This window comes from Pseudomonas sp. RC3H12, assembly GCF_018596375.1.
Taxonomy (GTDB): domain Bacteria; phylum Pseudomonadota; class Gammaproteobacteria; order Pseudomonadales; family Pseudomonadaceae; genus Aquipseudomonas.
In genome coordinates this window covers 2,815,649-2,836,384 of sequence record NZ_CP075595.1, presented here as the reverse complement: position 1 = coordinate 2,836,384, position 20,736 = coordinate 2,815,649, and the positions used below count along the sequence as shown (strand labels likewise).

Annotated in this window: 29 protein-coding genes; 18 read left to right on the top strand and 11 right to left on the bottom strand. The window is 63.9% G+C overall.

Annotation, left to right across the window (positions count from 1 at the left end; translation table 11 throughout):
- Positions 1-13: 13 nt before the first annotated feature.
- Genes KHO27_RS12885 through KHO27_RS12855 form a run of 7 tightly spaced genes read left to right on the top strand, consistent with a single transcriptional unit; the run spans position 14 to position 3,072 of the window.
- Positions 14-352: a YscG family type III secretion system chaperone gene (locus tag KHO27_RS12885; RefSeq protein WP_250888447.1), complete on the top strand. Its 339-nt coding sequence runs from the start codon at positions 14-16 to the stop codon at positions 350-352.
- Positions 349-579: a hypothetical protein gene (locus KHO27_RS12880; RefSeq protein ID WP_214501938.1), complete on the top strand. Its 231-nt coding sequence runs from the start codon at positions 349-351 to the stop codon at positions 577-579. The genes KHO27_RS12885 and KHO27_RS12880 overlap by 4 nt, the downstream gene beginning before the upstream one ends.
- Entirely contained in the window at positions 576-914 is a 339-nt protein-coding gene (gene sctI / locus KHO27_RS12875) for a type III secretion system inner rod subunit SctI (RefSeq protein ID WP_110700860.1), read from the top strand. The genes KHO27_RS12880 and sctI overlap by 4 nt, the downstream gene beginning before the upstream one ends.
- Before the next feature lie 7 nt (positions 915-921).
- Positions 922-1,656 carry a type III secretion system inner membrane ring lipoprotein SctJ gene (gene sctJ, locus KHO27_RS12870; RefSeq protein ID WP_214501937.1) on the top strand — a complete coding sequence of 245 codons (735 nt, stop codon included), beginning with the start codon at positions 922-924 and terminating at the stop codon, positions 1,654-1,656.
- A 2-nt stretch (positions 1,657-1,658) separates the two neighbouring features.
- Positions 1,659-2,273: a SctK family type III secretion system sorting platform protein gene (locus KHO27_RS12865; RefSeq protein ID WP_250888446.1), complete on the top strand. Its 615-nt coding sequence runs from the start codon at positions 1,659-1,661 to the stop codon at positions 2,271-2,273.
- Complete coding sequence (locus KHO27_RS12860) at positions 2,252-2,887, top strand: HrpE/YscL family type III secretion apparatus protein (RefSeq protein WP_110700854.1); 636 nt, start codon at positions 2,252-2,254, stop codon at positions 2,885-2,887. Before KHO27_RS12865 ends, KHO27_RS12860 begins: the two co-directional genes overlap by 22 nt.
- Complete coding sequence (locus KHO27_RS12855; RefSeq protein ID WP_110700852.1) at positions 2,884-3,072, top strand: hypothetical protein; 189 nt, start codon at positions 2,884-2,886, stop codon at positions 3,070-3,072. Before KHO27_RS12860 ends, KHO27_RS12855 begins: the two co-directional genes overlap by 4 nt.
- Before the next feature lie 39 nt (positions 3,073-3,111).
- Here the strand turns inward: KHO27_RS12855 and sctU are convergent, their stop codons facing one another.
- The 8 genes from sctU to sctN all read right to left on the bottom strand — a co-directional run bounded on the left by sctU (position 3,112) and on the right by sctN (position 9,361).
- Positions 3,112-4,164, bottom strand: a complete 1,053-nt coding sequence (gene sctU, locus KHO27_RS12850) for a type III secretion system export apparatus subunit SctU (protein ID WP_214501935.1) — start codon at positions 4,162-4,164, stop codon at positions 3,112-3,114.
- Positions 4,161-4,949 carry a type III secretion system export apparatus subunit SctT gene (gene sctT / locus KHO27_RS12845; RefSeq protein ID WP_110701004.1) on the bottom strand — a complete coding sequence of 263 codons (789 nt, stop codon included), beginning with the start codon at positions 4,947-4,949 and terminating at the stop codon, positions 4,161-4,163. Before sctT ends, sctU begins: the two co-directional genes overlap by 4 nt.
- Positions 4,946-5,212, bottom strand: coding sequence for a type III secretion system export apparatus subunit SctS (sctS, locus tag KHO27_RS12840; RefSeq protein ID WP_214501934.1), 267 nt, complete (start codon positions 5,210-5,212; stop codon positions 4,946-4,948). The genes sctT and sctS overlap by 4 nt, the downstream gene beginning before the upstream one ends.
- 1 nt (position 5,213) lies before the next feature.
- Positions 5,214-5,867: a type III secretion system export apparatus subunit SctR gene (gene sctR, locus KHO27_RS12835; protein ID WP_214501933.1), complete on the bottom strand. Its 654-nt coding sequence runs from the start codon at positions 5,865-5,867 to the stop codon at positions 5,214-5,216.
- Positions 5,864-6,787: a type III secretion system cytoplasmic ring protein SctQ gene (gene sctQ, locus KHO27_RS12830; RefSeq protein WP_214501932.1), complete on the bottom strand. Its 924-nt coding sequence runs from the start codon at positions 6,785-6,787 to the stop codon at positions 5,864-5,866. Before sctQ ends, sctR begins: the two co-directional genes overlap by 4 nt.
- Positions 6,784-7,452 (bottom strand): type III secretion system needle length determinant, encoded by a 669-nt coding sequence (locus tag KHO27_RS12825; protein ID WP_181427709.1) that lies wholly within the window; start codon positions 7,450-7,452, stop codon positions 6,784-6,786. The genes sctQ and KHO27_RS12825 overlap by 4 nt, the downstream gene beginning before the upstream one ends.
- A 119-nt stretch (positions 7,453-7,571) precedes the next feature.
- Positions 7,572-8,042 carry a type III secretion system stalk subunit SctO gene (gene sctO / locus KHO27_RS12820; RefSeq protein ID WP_111533044.1) on the bottom strand — a complete coding sequence of 157 codons (471 nt, stop codon included), beginning with the start codon at positions 8,040-8,042 and terminating at the stop codon, positions 7,572-7,574.
- Positions 8,033-9,361, bottom strand: a complete 1,329-nt coding sequence (gene sctN / locus KHO27_RS12815) for a type III secretion system ATPase SctN (protein ID WP_214501931.1) — start codon at positions 9,359-9,361, stop codon at positions 8,033-8,035. Before sctN ends, sctO begins: the two co-directional genes overlap by 10 nt.
- Before the next feature lie 205 nt (positions 9,362-9,566).
- Here sctN and KHO27_RS12810 point away from each other — a divergent pair, with 205 nt between their 5' ends.
- The 11 genes from KHO27_RS12810 to KHO27_RS12760 all read left to right on the top strand — a co-directional run bounded on the left by KHO27_RS12810 (position 9,567) and on the right by KHO27_RS12760 (position 18,716).
- Positions 9,567-10,415 carry an HrpJ domain-containing protein gene (locus KHO27_RS12810; protein ID WP_110700838.1) on the top strand — a complete coding sequence of 283 codons (849 nt, stop codon included), beginning with the start codon at positions 9,567-9,569 and terminating at the stop codon, positions 10,413-10,415.
- A complete protein-coding gene (locus tag KHO27_RS12805) occupies positions 10,396-10,680 on the top strand; it encodes a TyeA family type III secretion system gatekeeper subunit (RefSeq protein ID WP_110700836.1) in 285 nt (94 codons plus the stop codon). The genes KHO27_RS12810 and KHO27_RS12805 overlap by 20 nt, the downstream gene beginning before the upstream one ends.
- A 2-nt stretch (positions 10,681-10,682) precedes the next feature.
- A complete protein-coding gene (locus tag KHO27_RS12800) occupies positions 10,683-11,054 on the top strand; it encodes a type III secretion system chaperone family protein (protein ID WP_158539569.1) in 372 nt (123 codons plus the stop codon).
- Positions 11,051-11,416 (top strand): type III secretion apparatus assembly protein SctX, encoded by a 366-nt coding sequence (gene sctX / locus KHO27_RS12795; protein WP_158539570.1) that lies wholly within the window; start codon positions 11,051-11,053, stop codon positions 11,414-11,416. Before KHO27_RS12800 ends, sctX begins: the two co-directional genes overlap by 4 nt.
- Before the next feature lie 4 nt (positions 11,417-11,420).
- On the top strand, positions 11,421-11,750 hold the full coding sequence (sctY, locus tag KHO27_RS12790; protein ID WP_110700832.1) for a type III secretion apparatus assembly chaperone SctY: 330 nt from the start codon (positions 11,421-11,423) through the stop codon (positions 11,748-11,750).
- Positions 11,747-13,846, top strand: a complete 2,100-nt coding sequence (gene sctV, locus KHO27_RS12785) for a type III secretion system export apparatus subunit SctV (RefSeq protein WP_110700830.1) — start codon at positions 11,747-11,749, stop codon at positions 13,844-13,846. The genes sctY and sctV overlap by 4 nt, the downstream gene beginning before the upstream one ends.
- Positions 13,847-14,131: 285 nt before the next feature.
- The gene (locus KHO27_RS12780; protein WP_214501930.1) at positions 14,132-14,935 is read left to right on the top strand and encodes a virulence-associated V antigen; all 804 of its coding nucleotides are present in this window, start codon (positions 14,132-14,134) and stop codon (positions 14,933-14,935) included.
- Positions 14,936-14,943: 8 nt separating this feature from the next.
- Positions 14,944-15,441 (top strand): SycD/LcrH family type III secretion system chaperone, encoded by a 498-nt coding sequence (locus KHO27_RS12775; RefSeq protein WP_110700826.1) that lies wholly within the window; start codon positions 14,944-14,946, stop codon positions 15,439-15,441.
- 22 nt (positions 15,442-15,463) lie between these two features.
- Positions 15,464-16,597: a type III secretion system translocon subunit SseC family protein gene (gene sctE / locus KHO27_RS12770; protein WP_214501929.1), complete on the top strand. Its 1,134-nt coding sequence runs from the start codon at positions 15,464-15,466 to the stop codon at positions 16,595-16,597.
- A gap of 43 nt (positions 16,598-16,640) precedes the next feature.
- Positions 16,641-17,432: a YopD family type III secretion system translocon subunit gene (locus KHO27_RS12765; RefSeq protein WP_158539573.1), complete on the top strand. Its 792-nt coding sequence runs from the start codon at positions 16,641-16,643 to the stop codon at positions 17,430-17,432.
- A 72-nt stretch (positions 17,433-17,504) separates the two neighbouring features.
- On the top strand, positions 17,505-18,716 hold the full coding sequence (locus KHO27_RS12760) for a hypothetical protein (protein WP_214501928.1): 1,212 nt from the start codon (positions 17,505-17,507) through the stop codon (positions 18,714-18,716).
- A 69-nt stretch (positions 18,717-18,785) separates the two neighbouring features.
- On the opposite strand, the gene KHO27_RS12755 is transcribed toward KHO27_RS12760, so the two are convergent.
- From KHO27_RS12755 to KHO27_RS12745, 3 genes are all read right to left on the bottom strand, one after another.
- Positions 18,786-19,784, bottom strand: a complete 999-nt coding sequence (locus KHO27_RS12755) for an alpha/beta fold hydrolase (RefSeq protein WP_214501927.1) — start codon at positions 19,782-19,784, stop codon at positions 18,786-18,788.
- 70 nt (positions 19,785-19,854) lie between these two features.
- Complete coding sequence (locus tag KHO27_RS12750; protein WP_110700816.1) at positions 19,855-20,292, bottom strand: YqaA family protein; 438 nt, start codon at positions 20,290-20,292, stop codon at positions 19,855-19,857.
- On the bottom strand, positions 20,292-20,720 hold the full coding sequence (locus KHO27_RS12745) for a DUF411 domain-containing protein (protein WP_110700814.1): 429 nt from the start codon (positions 20,718-20,720) through the stop codon (positions 20,292-20,294). The genes KHO27_RS12750 and KHO27_RS12745 overlap by 1 nt, the downstream gene beginning before the upstream one ends.
- Positions 20,721-20,736: the final 16 nt, after the last annotated feature.

Below are 20,736 nucleotides of genomic sequence, written 5' to 3'. Positions count from 1 at the left end.
CATGGAGTACTCGGTGAACAATCTGATGGCGCGCCTGGGCTTGCTGGGTGTCGAGCACCATCACCATGACGAAGCGATGGCGATTGCGCGTTGGCTGGCCCGGCAGCAGGAAACCAGGGAAGCTGCCTGTGTGATACGTATCGCCGGCCTGATGGGGGCGGGACGCTGCGAAGAGGCCCTGGCAGAAGGCAATCAGGCCTCCTGGCCATCCCTCGGCCCGTGGCTGGCGCTGTGCGAGCGCCAGCTGGGCTACATGGCGGCGCTGGAAAGGCGCCTTGAGCGCATGGCGCAGAGCGAGGATTGCGAACTGATCCGGTTTGCCGAGGGTATGCGCGCCCAGGTGGTGGCATGAACGGGTTGACCATGTCCCTGTTGACGAGTGCGCAAGTAGCTTCGATCCCGCAGCCCGTTCCTGCGGATCGGGACGCTGCTGCGTTTCAGGCATGCCTGGTCGAGCAGGCGCCAGGCGCCCCGGAGCAGAGGCGGGGCTCGGCATTGGCAGAGCAACAGCGTCTGCAGGTGCTCGCCATGGCGATGGACCTGCTCAACGATTCCTTCACAGTGGAGAGCGACACATGAGTGGCATTGCCGAGGTGACCCGTGTGGTCACCGATCTGCAGTCCCTGGTGGCACCGGACGTCGACTCCCGCCAGGTGGCCGAGTTCGAGCAGGCGCTATCCAGCAGTGCCGGCAGCCCTGAGGAGGGGGTGTTGCACAAAGTCGCACAGCTCGGCCAGCAGCATGCCGAAGCCAGGCAGGGCGCGCATGCTAGCCTGGTCTCGGGCGTAGGTGATCCGATGGCATTGATGGATGCCCATTGGGCATTGATACGTACCAACCTGCAGGTCGAGCTGATTGCCAAGGGCGTGGGACGCACCACGCAGAATATCGAAACCCTCATGAAAGCCCAGTAGGTACCCCGTGAAGAACCCATGGCAGTGCTTGCTGCTTGTGACAGTACTGGTGCTGGGCGGGTGCAAGGTCGAGCTGTACCTGGGCCTCGGCCAGCGCGAAGCCAACGAAATGCTCGCGGTGCTGGATGCCGAGGGCATCGATGCGGTGAAGGCGCAGGACAAGGACGGCAAGGTGAAGATCCTGATCGGCGAGGCTGACATCGGCCATGCGGTGGCCGCGCTCAAGCGTCAGGGCTATCCACGGGAGATCTTCTCCACAGTCAGTGATGTGTTCCCCCGGGACAGCCTGATCTCGTCGCCACTGGAGGAGCACGCGCGGCTGACCTATGTGAAGTCCCAGGAACTGTCGCGCACCCTGTCGGAAATCGATGGCGTGCTGGTGGCGCGGGTGCATGTGGTGTTGCCTGAGCCCCGCGATAGCCTGCGGGCATCGGCACGCGCGGCTTCGGCGTCGATCTTCATCAAGCATGCGGCGGACGCGGCGCTGGACCTGTACATCGGGCAGATGAAGCAGCTGTTGAGCAACAGCATCGAAGGCCTCGACTACGACCGCATCAGTGTGGTGCTGGTGCCTTCCACGCAGGCTCGCCAGCTGTGGCCGGGCGAGCGTCATGCGACGCTATTGTCGATTCACGTACTGGAGGGGTCGCGCCTGCGTCTTCTGGCGCTGGTCGGGGCGTTGCTGGGGATGCTGGTGCTGAGCAATCTCGCGCAGTACCTGTGGTGGCGCCAGCGGGCATGAGCATGACCTCATTTCAGCTTCGCTACTGCCCGGCGCGTTACCTGCATCAGGCTCATTGCCCGGAACCTTTGCGGCAGGTGGCCCAGGCCTTGCCAGACTGGCGCCGGGACAGCTCGATCAATGGTTGGTTGCTGTCGGCGCTGGACCTGAGCGAACCCTTTGAAATACCGGAGCGGCTGGGTGGGCTGGCCCTCTATCCGCAGCCAGCGTTCGAACGCGTTCTGGCCTCTGTTGGTGGCTTGTTGCATGGCCAGGCCATTGTGCGACTGCTCGACCGAGCCGGCCAGATGCGCTTGCGGCACGCGCTCGGCGATCAAGGCCTGCGCTACTGCCTGGAGAAATGGCGGCTGATCATCGGCCCATGGCCGCCAGGCTGGCAGCAGGCGCTGCCAAGCGGCGTGCTGGAGGTGGAGCTGCCCGTGCAGGGCCTGGCGTTCTGGCTACAGGCCTGCGGTTGTACCGATCCCGGTTTTGCCCGGCGCCTGGCCCTGCGACTGCCTGGCACCGAGGCATTGCCGACCTGGCCGATGAGCGACGATCAGCGCGCCCTGGCGCGCACCCTTTGCCTGAAAGTGGCCCAAGACAGGAGCCCGGAATGTTGCCATTTATTGAACTGAATGATTGCCGGCCGATGGTCGAACCAGGCTGTACCGTGTTGCGCGGCGCCGACTACCAGCGCTTTCTCGAAGCCGGCGCATTGACCGAAAGCGCCCGCCAGCGTGCCAGCGACATCGAAGCCCAGGCCGACGCGGTGCTCGAGGCGCAGCATCGGCTTGGGCGGGAGGTCGGGCTGGAAATGGCCGCGGTCGAGCAGGCGGCGTTGATGCACAGTGTGCGATTGCGCTGTGCCGAGTTCTATCGCCGGGCCGATCGACAGATGAGCGAGGTGGTGTACCAGGCGGTGGGCAAGGTGCTGGGGGCATACCCGGACATCGAGCTGACGCTGGCGGCCACACGTCAGGCGTTGGCTCAGGTTCGCCCACGGGAGGAGCTGATCCTGCACGTGCGCCCTGACCAGGTGCCGGAGGTTCGCCTGCGTATCGATGAAATACTCGCGCGGTTTCCCGACGCGGGCCCCCTGGAAATCTGCGGTGATGCTGGGCTTGCACGCGGTGGTTGCCGACTGGAAACCGAAGGTTGCGTCATCGACGCCAGCATCGAGGGGCAACTGAGCGCTTTGCAGCGGGCGTTGTTGCAGGGAGTTCCTGATAATGAGGCTGGATACGCATGAACCTGCTCGAACATGGCCATGGGGCGGTGCTGGCCGCCGCTGCGCGGGCTATCCGCGATGACCAGGAGCGTGATGCGCTGCTCCAGGTATTCTGGGCGCAGCTTCGTCAGCCTGCTCGAGCGTCTGTGCGGGAGGACATCTTGCCCGTGCGCCGGCCATTGCCGCAGCGTGGGATCTTGGTATAGCACCTGGCCCCAAGGCCTGCGGAAACGGGCACAACCTGTTCAGGCCGGCGGCGTCTTCTCTTGCGCCTGCAACCAGCGGATCACCTCGGCGACCGGCTGGATAAGCTCGCCGGGGATGTACTGCTCCTCCAGGCTGTCCGCGAACAGCGCCTGGGCCAGGGGGATGCGTTCCAGCACCGGCACGCCTTCTTCCTCGGCGATCCGGCGCACCCGCAGGGCTTGCTCGTCGGTGTACTTCAGGGTGACCAGCGGCAACGGGGTTTCCCCGGCCTCGTAGCGCAGGCCCACGGCGATGTGGGTCGGGTTGGTGACGATGACCGACGAACGCCTGACGTCCGCACGCAACGTTCCTTGCTGCAGTTCACGGTGGCGTTTGCGGCGCTCGAGCTTGAGCTCTGGCGCGCCTTCCTGCTCCTTGTGCTCACGCTTGACCTCATCCTTGCTCATGCGCAACTGCCGATGATGCTGCCTGCGCTCCAGGCCGTAGTCGGCCGCCGAAATCGCCATGAAACCAACGGCACAGACGCCGATCAGCTGGCCCAGCAGGCTGCCCAGCACAGGCAGGATGCAGCCGATACCGCACAGCGGGACCTGCAGCAACGCATGCAGGTTGTCGCTGAGCAGGCCGAGCACCAGTGCGCCGAGCAACAGTACCTTGAGCAAAGATTTGAAGAAGTCGAGCAGGTTCCTGACCGAGAAGATTCGCTTCATCCCCTCGAGCGGGCTGACCTTCTTCAGCTCGGGTGAGAGCGGCTGCGTGCTGAACACCCAGCCGGTCTGCAGCAGGTTGCCCGCGCTGGCGGCAATCAATGTGGTCAGCAGGAACGGCAGGGTGAGCCACAGCAGTTCGTGCAGCAACTGCTGCAGCATCAGCTCCAATGCCTGGCGAAAAGGCAGGTGGAGCAGGGGATCAGGCAGCAGCATCAGCGCTCGCAGGTGTCTGAGGAAGTAGTTGGGAAAGCCCAGGGGTAACACGGCCAGGCTCAGGATCAGCATGCTGGATACCAGTTCCTTGCTCTTGACCACCTGGCCCTTATGTCGTGCATCGCGCAATTTGGCCCGAGTGGGATGTTCGGTCTTCTCCGTGCTCATGGCTGCTCCAGCAAGGGACCGAGCAGGCGCACCGCGTGCAGCGCGCTAAATACCTGATCCTGGGCCTGCGCCATCAGCAGGTACAGGTAGGGCACCAGCAACGCGCTGCAGACCAGGCTCTTGATCGGCATGGACAGGATGAACACGTTCAGCGTGGGGGCGAAACGGCTGATGAGTGCCAGGCCGAACTCGGCGAGGAACATGGCGATCAGCAGGGGGGCGGCGAACAGTATGCACAGGGTCATCAGGTAGCCAAACTGGGCCAGGAAGAACGCGTTCCACTGGTCGCTGATCCGTGGGTAATAGCTTGCCACCGGCCAGCTGGCGTAGCTGCCCAGCAATGCGCCGAGCAGTCCCAGGAAGGCGCCACCGGTGAAGAACAGGGTGACCAGGGTCTGCAGCAGCAGCGCTCCGGTGGGGCTGGTCTGGCTGCCCAGCAGCGGGTTGAGGGTGGACGCCAGGGTCGCGCCGCGTTGGTTGTCGATGAGAAAGCCGCAGGCCTCAAGCGCCCAGAACGGGATGCACACGATGAACCCGAGGAGCAAGCCGAGCAGCACTTCCTTGCCAATGAGCAGCCCCAGTTGCAGACCATCCAGGCCTGGCGGCAGCGTGCCCGCCACGCTGGGGTAGATGAACAGCGCCAGCGAGCACGCCACGCCATTGCGTACCAATGCGCCGCCCAGTACCTGCTTGCCGAGGATCGGCAGCACGATGAAGCAGCTGAACAGCCTGGGCAGGATCAGGCTGAAGTTCAGCAGGGCCTGTTCTAGGGCCTGGGCAGTCATCGCACCCACAGGACTCGCTCGAGCATCAGGTCGGTGTAGCGGTAGAGCTCGCTGCCCATCCAGTCGGCCGTGACGAACAGGGTAACGACCACCGCGACCAGCTTGGCGACGAAGCCCAGGGTCTGTTCCTGCACCTGGGTCAGCGCCTGGACCAACGACACCAGGGTACCCACCAGCGCGGCCATCAGCACCGTCGGCAGGGACAGGATCAATACCAGCCACAGCGCCTGGCTGGCGAAGTGCAGGACTTCGGTACTGCTCATATCAGCCCCCGTAGCTCAGCACCAGGCCATGGGAGAGGCGCCCCCAGCCATCGAGCAGGACAAACAGCAACAGCTTGAATGGTAGCGAGATGGTCACGGGCGACACCATCATCATCCCCATGGCCAGCAGGATGTTGGAAATGATCAGGTCGATGGCGATGAACGGCAGGTAGATCAGGAAACCGATCTCGAAGGCCCGGGTCAGTTCGCTGATGGTGAACGCGGGCAGCAGGACGAGCAGGCTGTTGCCGTCGACCTGTTCGGCGTAGTGGCTGGGCCACAACTGGCGGGTGCTGTCGAGGAAGAAGGCGCGCTCGCGTTCGTTGACATGTTTGTCGAGGAACGTGCGAAATGGCCCCAGACCTTCGTCGAGAAAACGTTCGATCGAGTCGGCATCACCGAGGGCCGTCTCATGGGCATTCAGGTAGTCGTAGGTGGCCATACCCACCGGCGCCATGACGTAGATACTGAGAATGATCGCCAGGCCATACAGGGCCATGTTGGGTGGGATCTGCTGCACACCCAGGGCGTTGCGCAGTAGCGAGAAGACAACGGTCATCTTCAGGAACGAGGTGGCCATGACCGCGATGAAGGGGGCCAGCGACAGCAGCGCAAGGCCAAGGATCAGGCTCAGTTCGTCCGGCAACTGGATCATGTCGGGTCGTTTTCCAGCAGCCGGGTCACGCGTACCCCGAGGCGGCCGTCGATGCGCACCAGCAGTCCGCTGCCGATACAGCGCTGGTTGGCGAGAATGCGCACCTCGGCCGCCAGCGGGCTGTGCAGCTCGATCAGGGCGCCAGGCTGCAGGGTCGACAGAGTGTGCAGCTCGAGGGTCTGGCGACCGACCTCGAAACTGACCGCAATCGGCAATTGCTCCAGTTCCCCCAGTGCGGTATCGGGCAGCGGTAACGAATCGTGCATGCGGACTAGCTCCAGATGTGTGTCGTCGAGCAGCAGTTCTGCCCAGGGGTGGCCGTCGAGCACGCCGAGCAACCGGGTTGGCACTGGCGCGGCGGCGGGCAGCAGCAGGATGTCGCCCATGCCGAGGCCACGCAGCTCGTGCAGCGACAGCTCGAGAGGGCGCCATTGCAGCGAGAGGTTCAGCGCGATGTTCAGGCGTTCGCGCAACGGGCGCAGCGGCAATCTGGCCAGCAGGCGCTCAGGATCGCCCTGCACCCAACAGGTCAGGGCGCTTGCGGCATGCTTCAGCGATACTTGCAGGCAGGGCCAGCCCTGATAGTCACCTGCCGGTTCGATACCCAGGCATTGCAGGCCCGGTATCCAAGGGCTGTCCCGTTGCAGCAACGCCAGTTGCAATGGCGCCGGCAGGCTGGCGAAGTCGGCTTCCTGCAAATGCGGCGCCAGCCATAGCGCCAGTTGCTGCCGACGGCACAGCAGGCGCGCCGACACGCCCTGCCAATCGACCAGCACGGCCAAGTCGGGGTCGACTTCGCAAACGGCGATGTCCAGCAAGGCCTGGCGCTCTGCGTCGACATAGTTGCGTTGGCGATGGCTCAGCAGTCGCTGCAGGTGCAGCTCCTGTTCGTTAGCGGATGGGAAGCTCGCTGGGTTCATGGTTCGGGCCACCACTCGTCGAGCACGTGGCGCCGATTGCGTGAGCCCTGCTCGCCGCCGCCGTTGGCGGCAAACCCGAGGCTGACCTGCTGCGCAGGATCAAGCCGTTGCAGGCGATCCAGCAGGTCCGTGCAAGCCACCTGCAATTGCCGCAGACTCGCTGGCGCGGCCTGGATCTCCACCTGCAAGCCTGTGCCTGCATGGCGCATGTGCACCTCGACAGGTCCCAGCTGCGGCAACCGAGCACGCAGCAGGGTCAATTCACGGTTGTCGGCCTTGCAACCGAGCACTTGCAATTGCAGGCGATCCACCAGTGTCTGCAGGTCTTCGGTGAGTGTGATGCCTGGCGAGGACATTACCCTGTCTACCACTGCACGTTCACAGGTCACGGCATGAACCGGGGCAGGTATGGCGCTTTCATGTGATTGCAGGCGACTTGGCGGGTTGTCGGCGTGCTCGCGAATGTCTCGATGCATGGCCTCGGGCATGCTCTGGACCGTCGGCCCGGGCGCCTCGATTTCTTCGGGCGTCGTCGAGGTGAGCGGATGACTGACAGCATCCTCGGTGAGCGCGGGTGGTGCAGGCACAGGTGGACAGTGGTCCGCCCGGGGCAGGGCGGGCAGCAACGGGTAGCCAAGGCTCAGATGGCCAGATTCCCGAGGCATGGCCCGTCTTTCTGGTGGTGGTAGCAGCAGCTGTTCGAACAACAGCCGCTGGCTGTTCCGGGGAGGCGAGCGAGGCGTGTCAGTCGAGGGGGGCAATAATGCAGGCACAGGCAAGGTCTTCATGGTTGCAAGCCACCGTGTGAACAGTGCTCCTCCAACTCGAGCTCCTGCCTGCATTCCGCCAGCCGAGTGGCACGTTGGTGTGCCTCGTCCCGCAGTTGGACGAAGCTGTCCCTTTTTTGCCGAGTCTGGGCGAGCTGCGCTTGGGCCTGCTGGTGCGCCGTGTTCTGCCGCGCCAGTGCCTTCTCGCAGGCAAAGACTTGCCCATGCAGGCTCGCTTCACGCTCACCGAGCAGACCGACCTGCCGGCGCCAGTGCTCCAAGGCACGACAGTCGATCAACTGGCCGACATGCGCGGCGAACAGGCGCTGTTGTTCTTCGCGGGATCCGCGTTGAAACGCCAGGTGCGCATCGATGGCCTCTGCTTCGGCTTGCTCTGCCGCCTGTAGACGGGCCAGTTGGCTTCGCGCTTCACGCTCGGCCCGCTCAAGTCTGCGTTGCTTGATTTTCGCAAGGGCGGTCAGGGGCATCGGGTAATCTCCAGCAATTGGTCGAGGCTTTGTCGCAGCGAGACGTTTTCGTCGCAAGGCTGGCACAGCCAGGAGCGGATGGCTTCGCGTTTGCCGATGGCCTGGTCCGCGAGCGGATCCTGGCCCTGCGTGTATTCACCGACCCTGAGCAGCAGTTCGACTTCCTCATATCGGGCCATCCATTCGCGCAGTCGGCCGGCGGCGGCACGGTGTTCCGGGCTGACCACCTGGTTCATGACCCGGCTGACCGAACGCAGCACGTCGATGGCCGGGTAGTGGTTGGCGGCTGCCAAGGCCTGGGACAGGACGATATGGCCGTCGAGGATCGAACGGGTTTCCTCGGCGATCGGCTCGTTCAGGTCGTCGCCTTCAACGAGCACCGTATAAAGCGCGGTGATCGAGCCCTTGGCTGATTGCCCGGCACGCTCCAGCAGGCGCGGCAGCTGGGCGAACACCGAAGGCGGGAAGCCGCGCCGGGTCGGTGGTTCGCCCGCGGCCAGGCCGATCTCCCGCTGGGCCCGGGCGAAGCGGGTCAGGGAGTCCATCATCAACAGCACCTTGTTACCCTGGTCGCGGAAATATTCGGCGACGCTGGTGGCGACGAAGGCCGCCCGGGCGCGTTCCATGGCCGGGCGGTCAGAGGTCGCGACCACCAGCACCGCACGGCGCAGGCCGTGCTCGCCGAGTTCGTAGTGAATGAATTCACGTACCTCGCGGCCGCGCTCGCCGATCAGGGCGAGCACGATCACGTCCGCGTCGGCGTTGCGCAGCAGCGTGGCCAGCAGGGTGCTCTTGCCGCCACCGGCGGGGGCGAAGATGCCTGTGCGTTGCCCTTCGGCACAGGTGAGCAGGCCATCGATACAGCGCACGCCCAGGCTCAAGGGGGCATCGACCAGCTTGCGGCTCAGTGGTGATGGCGCGTCCCGATGCACGGGGTACCAGGCTTGTGGTGCAGCCGGCGCGCTGCCGTCGAGCGGGTTGCCCAGGCCATCCAGCACCGTCCCCAGCAAATGCTCACCTACCCCCACTCGGTGCATGCCACCGGTGGGGCAGACCTCGGTGCGCGTGCACAGCCCCTGCATGTCGCCCAGCGGAGCGAGCAGCGCCTGGTCCTGCTGCAGGCCGATGACTTCGGCCAACAGTTCAGGCAGGCCGCCCGGCCTGCGCAGACGGCATAGCTCGCCGACCTGCACGCCGGGCGCCAAAGCGCGGATCAGGGTGCCGGTGATCTGGGTGACCTTGCCGTTGACCTGCACCAAGGTGGCGTTGTTCACGGCGGCCAGCAGGGCCTGGGGAGTCTGGAGCAGCGATGGCGGCATGGGAAAGGTTGCAGCGCGAATGATGGGCGCCATTCTAGGTAGCCTGCCCCGCGGCGGATTTCACTGTAAGGCGCATATTTTTAGTTTTCGGTCGATCACTGCCGCGCCTGGCGACAGGCTAAAAAGAAGCGGCCAGCAGCAACAGTGGGGCGCTGAGCTTGCCTCTAGCATGGCGCTCATTCTTTGATGCGACGACGAGGTGGAGATGAGCGAAGGCGTCGGCTTTTTACGGAGTGAACCGGTGCTGGCCATGGTGCCCGGTTGGGAGGCGCAGGGACAGCCGGCCTTGCAAGCGCGGCAGGTGGCACCGATGGCGCAGCAGGCCAGTATGGCGGAGGAGGTGTCCATGGCGTTCTCGTCACTGGCCAACGCGCGGCTCAGTACCCGCAGTCGCGTGACCGATGCGCGCCAGCTAGGGTTGCGCGCCGGCCAGGAAGCCGAGGCCATGCTGGCCAAGGTGCCGGATGTGCAGCGTCGTTCACTGGATGAAATGGTGGCCTGGCTGCGCCAGCACCCTCAGTTGACCCCGGGTGAGCTGCAGGCCCGCCTGGATGGATTTTCCGCTGAGGCCTGTCATCGCTACCTGGCGCTGGCCTATGCCCGCCATGCGCTGGGCACGTCGGTCGATGCGCATGGCTTGGCCGACAAGCTGGACCAGGCCATGGCAACCATGACGCAGAGCCACGGCCAGGCGATCGAGCTGGGTATCGAGATCGGTCCGCTGGCCCAGGCGACGCAGGCGCAGGGGGTGGCCGAAGTGGGGGCGTTGCGCGGCGTGTACTGCGATTTCCTGTGCGACTATCGCGGGCTCAGGCATGCCTGGGATGAGCTGCGGGCGCGCTTTGGCGATGCCGCTATCGGCGATATCGCGCAGTTCATGCTCAACGGCCTGGCCAGCCATATCAATGGGCCGTCCTCGAGTCTGGACAGCAACCAGCTGCAACAGGTCATCAGCGACATGAAGCTGGTGCAGGCGCTCAAGAAACTGGAAGGCGACACTGTCGCGCTGTTCCGCCAGCTTGCCGGAGAGCCCAGTGGCGTACGGACCTTCTGACCTGGTCAGCGACCTGCTGGCGTTGATCGACAAACGCTGGGCGACGGTGCAGGACATCCAGTGCCTGCTCGCGGCGTTGCCGCTTGGCCCGCAGGTGCATCGTATCCAGTGCCTGCGGGAGTTGCAGCGGATCTTCCGCCTGCTGCCCGTGCAAGTCTTCAGCGACGAGGCACAACGCGAGCATCTGTTGGCGATATCGCAGTTGGCCATGGACCAGGCCGTCGACGATGAGGAGGCGTTGCTGTGTGGCGCGCGGGAGGCATGAGCATGGGCTTTTGTACGGCAGCCGTGGCCCAGTTCTGTCGCGACTTGGGTGTGGCGCCAGCGCAACCGCAGGAACCGTTGCTGTGCCTGGAGTTACCAGATGCAGGCGTTTTGCAGCTCGAACGGCTAGCGGGGCAGTTGACGCTGTGGCTGGATCTTTACGTGCACGGGGCGATGCTCGAGCGCGCCATGCGGTGTGCGCTCAGGCAGGTGTACGAACACCAGGCCTGTGGTTGCCTGCTGCGCTGTGGTCTGCTTGCCAACGATCGTCTGGTACTGCTGGCAGGCCTCGACGAACATGGTTTGACCGAGCAGGCCTTGCACCGGGCCTATCGCTTGCTGATGCGGGTACGCACCGAGGTGTTGGCAGCATGAGCGTTATCGAGCTGGCCGGGCAGGCCCATGATCTCTCGCTGCCGTGGGCGCCAGCCGACGCGGCGCTTGCCCAGCCAGGATGCGACGCTCTGCCTATGCCGGGGCAGCCAGTGCAGGCGCACTTGCGTGAGCTGTACCCGCAGCATCAGGCGGCACGCCTGCGTCTGGCGTACGCCAGGCCCGGACATGAACTGCGCATCCTGTACAACCCGCACCATTTTACCCGAGCACTGGGCTCGCTAGTGGAACAGCTGCTTGCGTCGCAGGCCCCCGGATGCCCAGAGGCGGCGGCACTGGTGCAAGCGCTGCTGGCCGACCGCCGTACGCTGGAGTGCTGCGTTAACGTCCTGCTCAAGGTGTGAACACATGAAATTGTCGAACGAACAGCAGGATGTCTTGCAGTTGTTGGCCTGGTTGCATCTGCAATGCGGTTGGCCCGAACGGGCGCGGGTGTTGCTGGAGGTGCTGTTGTGCGACGATCCCCAGCATCGCGCCGGGTGTCGAGCCGCAGTGGTGGTGGCGCTGGAGCTGGGCGATTGGGCGGGGGCCGAGCGTCAGTGCCTGGCGCTGCGTGACGCAGGCGAGCTGCAGCCGCCCTTGTGGCTGTGCCTGAGCCAGGCACAGCAAATGGCCGGCCGGTTGGAGCAGGCCCAGGCCACCTATGCCGAGTACCTGCTTCGCAAGGCACGCCCATGAATCAGCTGACCCGGATACTCGGCCGGATCGGCGCGCGCAAGGACCTGATGCTGGCCGTGATGTTGCTGGCGGTGGTGTTCATGATGATCCTGCCGCTGCCGCCCCTGCTGCTGGACCTGCTGATCGCCCTGAACATCACCATCGCCGTGGTGCTGATGATGATGTCGGTGTACGTGGTCTCGCCGCTGCATTTCTCGGTGTTCCCCTCGGTGCTGCTGGTCACCACGCTGTTCCGCCTGGCGCTGTCAATCAGCACCACGCGGATGATCCTGCTGGAGGCCGATGCCGGGCAGATCGTGCAGACCTTCGGCGACTTCGTGGTGGGTGGCAACCTGGTGGTGGGCTGCATCCTGTTCCTGATCATCACCATCGTGCAGTTCCTGGTCATCACCAAGGGCGCCGAACGGGTGGCGGAAGTCAGCGCGCGGTTTTCCCTCGACGCCATGCCGGGCAAGCAGATGAGCATCGACGGCGACCTGCGCGCCGGCGTCATCGACGTCAACGAGGCCCGTGAGCGCCGTGGCGAGGTGGAGAAGGCCAGCCAGATGTTCGGTGCTATGGATGGCGCGATGAAGTTCGTCAAGGGTGATGCCATCGCCGGGTTGGTGATCATCATCGTCAACCTGCTGGCAGGGCTGGCCATCGGCGTGATGCAGAAGGGCATGAGCGCGGGTGATGCGCTGCAGCTCTACGCGGTGCTCACCGTCGGTGACGGCATGGTCAGCCAGGTGCCGGCGTTGTTGATCGCCATCACGGCGGGAATCATCGTCACCCGCGACGGTCAAGGCGCTCATGACTTGGGGGCGAATATTGGCAGCCAGGTCATGGCGCAGCCCAAGGCGCTGCTGATCGGTGGCGCCTTGCTGGGGTTGTTCGGTCTCATCCCGGGCTTCCCGACAGTCACGTTCTTCATTCTCGCGTTGATGGTAGGGGGCGGTGGCTGGTGGGCACTCCGCCAGCGGCGTGTCGAAGAGGCTGACCAGCAGCACAGCGGCGGTCTGCCGGTGTTGCTGGCCAATGGTGCCGGCGCGCCAGCGCTGAAACCCGCAGGCAAGGCGAAGATGGGCGCCGACCCGCAGGCCTTTGCCCTGACGGTGCCCTTGCTCATCGATGTGGACAGCGAGTTGCAAGCCGCCCTGGAGGCCGCCTCGTTGAACGATGAACTGGCGCGGGTCCGCCAGGCGCTCTACCTGGACCATGGCGTGCCGTTCCCTGGTATCCGCCTGCGTTTCAACAGCGCGCTCGGCCCTGGGGAGTACCGCATCCTGTTGCAGGAAGTGCCGGTGGCGCGAGGCAAGCTGATGCCTGGGTGTCTTCTGGTTCAGGAGAAGCTCAGCCAGCTGGAGCTTGTAGGCGTGCCCTACGTAGAAGACGAAGCGCTCTTGCCTGGGCGTGCGAGCCTTTGGGTGGAGCAGGACCTGCGTGATCGCCTGGAGCGTGCCGGCTGTGCCTTCCTGGCGGTCGACCAGGTGCTTGCCTGGCACCTGACCCATGTGCTGTGCGAATACGCCGGGGATTTCGTCGGCATCCAGGAGACCCGCTACCTGCTGGAGCAGATGGAGCAGGGCTACGCCGAGCTGGTCAAGGAGGTACAGCGGATCCTGCCATTGCAACGAATCACCGAGGTCTTTCAGCGGCTGGTGAGCGAGGGCATCTCGATCCGCAACATGCGTTCGATCCTCGAGGCCTTGGTCGAATGGGGGCAGAAGGAAAAGGACGTGGTGCAGCTGGCCGAATATGTGCGCAGCAGCCTCAAACGCTACATCTGCTACAAGTACGCCAGTGGCCACAACTTGCTGCCGGCCTACCTGCTAGACCCGGCGGTCGAGGAGATGATCCGCAATGGCATCCGTCAGACCAGTGCCGGTAGCTACCTGGCCCTGGAACCTGCGCAAAGCGATGCCTTTCTCGCCCAGGTCAAGGCTGCGGTGGGCAACCTGCATGAAGCCCAGGCAAGGCCGGTGCTGGTGGTGTCCATGGACATCCGGCGCTATGTGCGCAAGCTGGTCGAAGGCGTTTATTCCGATCTGCCGGTGCTGTCCTTTCAGGAACTCACCACGCAGATCAACATCCAGCCACTGGGACGCATTGGCTGACGCCATTCTGGCGTCAGAAACCGTACCCCTGAACTACAAAATCGCGGCCGGGCCTGACGGAATGACCGCCACTGCCTCAATAGACTTCATCTGTCGGTACCTCAGACTGGTCATGGCCAGCCTCACCTCGAGACGGGGTACCCAGCCAACCGGGAACAGATGATGACTATCGACGCATTCAATCGCCCAGACCCCTTGCCGCCTGTCGATCGCGTGGCACCCTCGCAGATCTGGGTCGACATTCAGAGGGTGGAGGGGTTTCTCGACCAGAAAGCGATTACGGCTGTGGATGATCAAGGCCTGCCTTTGAGCCGCGAGCGCCGGCGGCAGGTCATCGAGACCTTGCTGGGCCCCGAGGGGCAGGCGCGATTGGCGCAGAGTCGACCCTACTTCGACAGCCTGCTGCCGCATCCGCTGCCCGACCAGCCTGTCGATGCGCTGATCCAGTTGCTGGAAGCCTATGCGGCGTGGTTGCCGGGCGCCCCCGTGCAGCTGGTGAACCTGGGCGAACGGCTACGCACGGACGAGCTGGTAATGGCGGCGATGGGTTTGCGCATGCGCAAGCAGAAGACCGAGCGTATCGAGCTCAGCGAGCAGCTGAAGAGCCTCACCGCGGAGCTGAAGATCTTCAGCGTGATCCAGTCCAAGGTCAACGTGGTCATGGCAGCCAAAGGCACCTTCGATCTTCAGGATTCGGGCTTCAACCTTTTTGACCCGAAGTTGTACGACCTGGATGCGGCTGCCTGGGAAACCAGCCCTGAACGCCGATTGCTTGCTTCGTACGGCAGTGCAGGCGTGACGGTGCAGCAGTTCCTGGCAAGCACGCCCAGCGGCAATGATCGTCGTCCACACAGGGTCAGCGGACCGATGGATGGCCTGCAATCGCAATACAAATGGCACAAGGACAATAACCCGCTGGCCAACTTCTCCCAGGCCTTGAGCGATCGCACCCGCATCGTCAACGACAAGGTGACCGAGCAGACCACCCTGCTCAATGACGTGGGGTCGCGGTACACCACCTCCACCGAGGTGATGATGAAGTTCGTCGAGACATGGTACTCGATGCTGTCGAAGATTATGCAGAACTGAGGTGATTGATGACTGCAGCACAACACAGAGGCGCCGATGCCATCGAGGCCGAGGCGATCGAAGGCTTCTTCGCTGAGGGTGGCACGTTCGCCATGTTGCGCGGGGTTGGCGCGGCACAGCTTGAAACGCTCTATGCCCAGGCATTCGGCTTCTACCAGGCGGGGCGGCTGGAGGATGCCTTGACGATGTTCAAGGGGCTGGCGGCGCTCGACCACTACGACGCCCGGGCATTTCTCGGGGTGGCGGCCTGCTACCAGGCGTTGGAGCGTTATCAGGAGGCGTTGCCTGCCTACGCCTACGGCGCAATGCTCGCACCGCACGACCCACGCTTCTGCTTGCATGCCGCTGAATGCCAGCAGCATCTGGGTGACCTGGTTTCGGCGCGCAGCGGCTACGAACATGCGCAGGTGCTGGCAGAGAGCGGTGAACATGGCGGCTTGGCGAGCAGGGCGCAGGCGCTGCTTGAGGCATTGCGACAGAAGGAGGCTGCGAGCCATGCGAACTGAACATTTCGTCGCTGAACCGCGGGTGGTCGCCGCTGCAAGCGAGATTGAAACGCCAGTGACGGGTACTGCCGTCCGCTTGCCAGGCGATACCGGCATGGCCTCGGTAGACACACCATTGCGGCCTGATCGCAGTGTCAGGTTGGATCCTCCGTTGATTCAGGAATCCTTGGCAACAGGACGGCACCTTCACGGCCTGCTCGATAAAAGTGTCGACCCCGGGCGCTTCATGCAGCCGGCATTGGCCACGGTACCCGATGTCGGGGCATTGATACTCGGGCAGCTCGCCGGAGAGATCTCCGATGCCGAGCTGGATATCCGCCTCACTGAACTGCTGAGCCGGTTGGGCGCCCGCCAGACCGAACTCAACCTGCAGCAGGTTCGGCTGATGACCGAACAGAACCGCCAGCAGATGGCGCTCAACGCGCAGAAAATGGCAGAGGTGACCCAGCGCCACCAGGACGCCGGCACGGCGAGCGTTTTTGCCAAGGTCTTCGGCTGGGCAGCGGCCATCGTGTCCATTGTGGTCGGCACGGTGATGGTTGCGACGGGCCTGGGCGCCGTGGCGGGCGCGCTGATGATCGCCGGTGGCGTCATGGGGGTGGTGTCCATGTCGTTGAACCAGGCGGCCGAGGACGGGTATATCTCCAAAGAAGTGATGAAGTACCTCGGGCCTGCGCTGATGGCGGTGGAAGTCGCCCTGGCGCTTGCCTCGGTGGTGCTCACCTGTGGCGGCAGCCTTGCGGTGGTCGCGGCCAAAGTGGCCGGCAGGGTGAGTGGCAAGGCTGCACAGGTTGCCCTTTCGGTGGGCCAGAAAATCCAGAGTGTGGCCTGCAGCGGGGGCTCCTCGGCTGCCAGCGCGGGCACCCAGGCCAAGCTGCAGATGACCTTGAGCGGTGCCAGCATGGCGACCACCACACTGTCGGGCGCGAGTGAGGCGGCCAGTTCGGTCATGCAAGGGCTGGCGCTGCGCAGCGAGGCGCAACTGGCCGAAATGCGCCTGGTGCTGGAGCAGGGCCACGGCTATCTCGAGCAACTGGCCAAGGAACTTGAACAACTACTCGCAAAAAAGCAGCAACACATCGAGCAAATGCTGGAAATGCTGAGCGCACGCCACAAAGCCTGCGCGGATATCGCCAGTCGAAACTTCATCGCTTGATCAAGGAGCAATCATGAGTCTGTCTATTACCAACATCGATCAATTGTCCGTCCTCGACTCGCCGTCATCGCTCATCGAGGGGCAGAATGCCGCGAAGCCCTTGTGGGCGATGCCGGCCATGCCCAGCCCAGCAGCGCAAGCGACGACCGGCGAGCGGCCAGGGCAGGTCGGCCTGGATGCGCCACGGGCGACGCCCTGCAGCCAGGATCTTCAGAGCCTGCTGGCCATTCTCCGCGCTGCCATGCAGGTGCGCGACGGTAACGCGCAAGGGCGCAGAGCCCAGGCTGAGGTCAGCGTGCAGGCCAGCAAGGAACAGATCGGCTGGATGAGAACCGCCAGCAACGCGCTGTTCGCCTCGGCGGCTGTCAGTGGTGCTTTGAGTGTTATCACGTTGGCCAGTGGCACCACCGGCATGCTCCGAAACCTGGGTGATGCGCGCACGATCAAGAGCCTGGAGCAAGCCAGCCATAGCGCCAGGTATGGTCAGCCTGGCAAGGTGACAATGGCCTCGAAAAAGCAGATCGACTCCAATCGTATCGAGGTCAAGCATCTGCAGAACGGCATCGATACCCGCAACACCATCCTGCACACGCTCAATGGTGTGGCACAAAGTGGGGCTGGGTTCGCCACCGGCATCGCCCACGCCATCAAGTCGCTGCAGGATGTCTGGGCCAAGGAGCAGGAGCTTGAAGCAACGGTTGCCGGCAACCAGAAGGAACAGTTCCAGCGCCACACCGATGAGGAGGCGAAATTGATCAACCAAGTGCTCCAGCTCCTCCAGGAGATCCTGCGTAACGACAACCAGGCATTCCGGGCCGCGGGCGTTATGGCTTGAGCGCGTCGAGAAGCATGCATATCGACTGAGGACGCGGTCCTTTTTACCAGTACTTTGATAGGGGTTTGCAGAGTGATTGAATCGGTTTCCACAGGTTGGGTATTTGGTGCCAGCCTGAACCCACTCAACGAGCGCAGTGACTGCGCGCAGGTCAAGACTACCGATACCGCGCAGCGGTTGGCCCGTCAGGAGGAGCCGCAGAAACATGGCATCCTGATGCGGCTGTTCATTGCCGTTGCCAAACTTCTTGGCTTTCGCATAAGTACGGCTCCGGTTGCCCAACAGGCTCCGACGTCGGCGTCGGATGTGATGAGTTCGTTGAACGAGGGGGCGGCCAAGGGGCTGCCTGAGGTCATGAGGTCGCAAGCCAGCCGAATAACGGCCAAGCTGGAAAAGCTCTCGCTTGAACAGTTCATAGACACTTACACAGAGCAGCTGAATGGCAGCAATATCATGCGCAGCACCTGTTGCCTGTTCACGAATGTCGCCATGCTTGGGCAGCTTGTCGCCGAGTTGCGGGTAGATACAGGCATCAACAAGCTCGATATCACCAACGGCTTTTCGTTCATCGAATCGCAGTCCCCGGCCAATATCGAACTGATGCGCAATGATCGACAGGCCGCTGGCAAGGTCCTTGATGCGGTAGGGTTCCTTGCCGCGCGATTCGCCGAGTTCCCTGACCCTGATCAGGTGGGGGCCGCCGCAGTGGTCACGTTCATCAAGGATGTTGAAACACAGTTCATCGAGCGGTTTGCCCAACGGCCTGCGCCGCCAGCGGCAAGCACGGTCGAAGAGACAAACGGCGCGGCGCGTGCCACGGGACCGGTACTGGTCGCCAGTGGCCAGGGCGATGCAGTCCAGGCGCAGGCCATCGAGCGGGTTGCGCCAACCGAGGTATCGGCCGATGGCGGAATTGATCCTGCCAAGGTTTTGAAAGAGGTGAAGTTCGGTTTCGGCGCTGACGGCTATCTACCGAAGCTCGATGACTTCCACGCGGCGATGAAGTCGCTGCAGGATCCTGTGGGCCCGCTGTCTCGACTGTTCGGGCATTTCGAGTCGCTGGCCGGGCAGGGCAGTGTGTCTGAGCAGAAGATCGCCGCGATGGTGCTGGAGCACAAGGCGCTGGGGCAGACCCATGCCTTCGGCGATCTTTTCGGGCATCGGAGGCAGGAGCCCGTGCCGCTTGCAGGTTTCCGGGCGATCGCCATGACGGATGCGCTGGAGAGAAAGTGTAGCTCCGCCGTTCGCCAACTCGAGGCGCTGCCCGTAGCTCGCGGGGCCTAGTAGGGTGTTCCACAACTAACCGGTCGTATTTGCAAAACACCACACTAGCGTCAGCACTGGTCTGGGGCCTCAGCGCCCCAGCCAGTCGATCAGCGCCTTATGGAACCGCCCGGGTTCCTCGATCTGCGGGGCATGCCCGAGCCCTTCGAATGTCACCAGTTCACCCTTCGGAATCAACCCGGCCACCTGCGCTCCCAGGGTCTTGTACCTGCCCAGCATGGCCTTCACCTCGGGCGGGGCGATATCGCTACCGATGGCCGTGGTGTCCTGGTCACCGATCAGCAGCAGGGTCTTCATCCTAAGGTCCTTGAACTCGTGCACCACTGGCTGGGTGAAGATCATGTCGTAGATCAGCGCCGAATTCCATGCCACCGCCTCGTGCCCCAGGCCCTTGTTCAGCCCAACCAGCATCTGCACCCAGCGCTCGTACTCGGGCTTCCAGCGCCCGGCATAGTAGGTAGTGCGCTCATAATTGCGCACACCCTCGGCGTCGAGCTTCAGCTCCCGGGCGTACCATTGATCCACGGTGCGATAGGGCACCCCCAGGGCTTTCCAGTCCTCCAGGCCGATGGGATTGACCATGGCCAGGCGTTCCACCTGTAGCGGGTACATCAGGGCGTAGCGGGTGGCGAGCATGCCGCCGGTGGAGTGGCCGAGTACGATGGCCTTGTCCACCCCCAGGCTGGCCAGCAACGCATGGGTGTTGTCGGCCAGTTGCTGGAAGCTGTACTGGTAATGTGCGGGTTTGCTCGAGGTGCAGAAACCGATCTGGTCCACGGCGATGACCCGATAGCCGGCCTGGCTCAGCGCATCGAGGGTGGTTTCCCAGGTGGCGGCGCAGAAGTTCTTGCCGTGCATCAGCACCAGGTTGTGGCCGTTGGCCTTGCCCTTGGCGGGAACGTCCATGTAGCCCATCTGCAAGGCCTGGCCCTGGGACTGGAAGTCGAAGTGCTGCAAGGGGTACGGGTAGGCGAAGCCTTCGAGTTGCTTGCCGTAGGTTGGCGGCTCGGCGGCGATGGCCGTGCCGGTGATGAGGTAGGCCAGGGCCAGGGCAGTTGCGCGCAACATGGGAGCACTCCGTCCAGGTAGGAATAGAGCGACTGTAGCAGCCGCTGGCTGCTACCCGCCGTGAAACGTGTTACCCGGTCTGAAACCAGCCCAGGGTGATCATCGCCACCACGATGTAGCGGCCACCCTTGGCCAAGGTGACCAGCAGTACGAAGCGCCAGAAGGGTTCGCGCATGATCCCGGCGATCAGGGTCAGCGGGTCGCCGATCACCGGCATCCAGCTCAGCAGCAACGACCATTGCCCCCAGCGTTGGTAGCGCTGCTGGGCGCGCTCCAGCTGGCGGGCGCTGAACGGGAACCAGCGTTTGTCGCGCAGGTGCTCGATGGCCCGGCCCAGCAGCCAGTTGACGATGGACCCCAGCACATTGCCGAGCGTGGCGACCAGCAGTAGGGTTGCCCAGGCTTGCGGGTCGCGCAGCAGCAGCCCGACCAGCACCGCCTCCGATTGCAGTGGCAGCAGGGTCGCGGCGCCGAAGGCGCTGAGGAACAGCGCCCAGAGGCTGAGCATCAGTAGTTGGCGACCACGGTGTCCCGGTCGTCCTGGGTCACGCCGATGACCTGGTAGGCGTCCTTGTGGTCACCCATCTCCATGCCCGGCGAGCCCATGGGCATGCCGGGCACGGCCAGGCCCTTGAGATCGGAGCGGTTGGCCAGCAGGCGTACCTGCTCGGCCGGCACATGGCCCTCGACGAACTTGCCGTTGATTACCCCGGTGTGGCACGAGGCCAGGCGTGGCGCCACGCCCAGGCGCTGCTTGACCGCGCTCATGTTCGGCTCGACATGGTCGTTGACGGTGAAGCCGTTGTCGCCCAGGTGCTTGATCCATTCCTTGCAGCAACCGCAGTTGGGGTCGCGGTAGACGTCGATGGTCTCGGCGGCCTGGGCCAGGCCGGTGATGGCCAGCAGGCCGAGAGTGAGCAGGTGTTTGCGCAGCATGGTGAAGCTCCTGTGA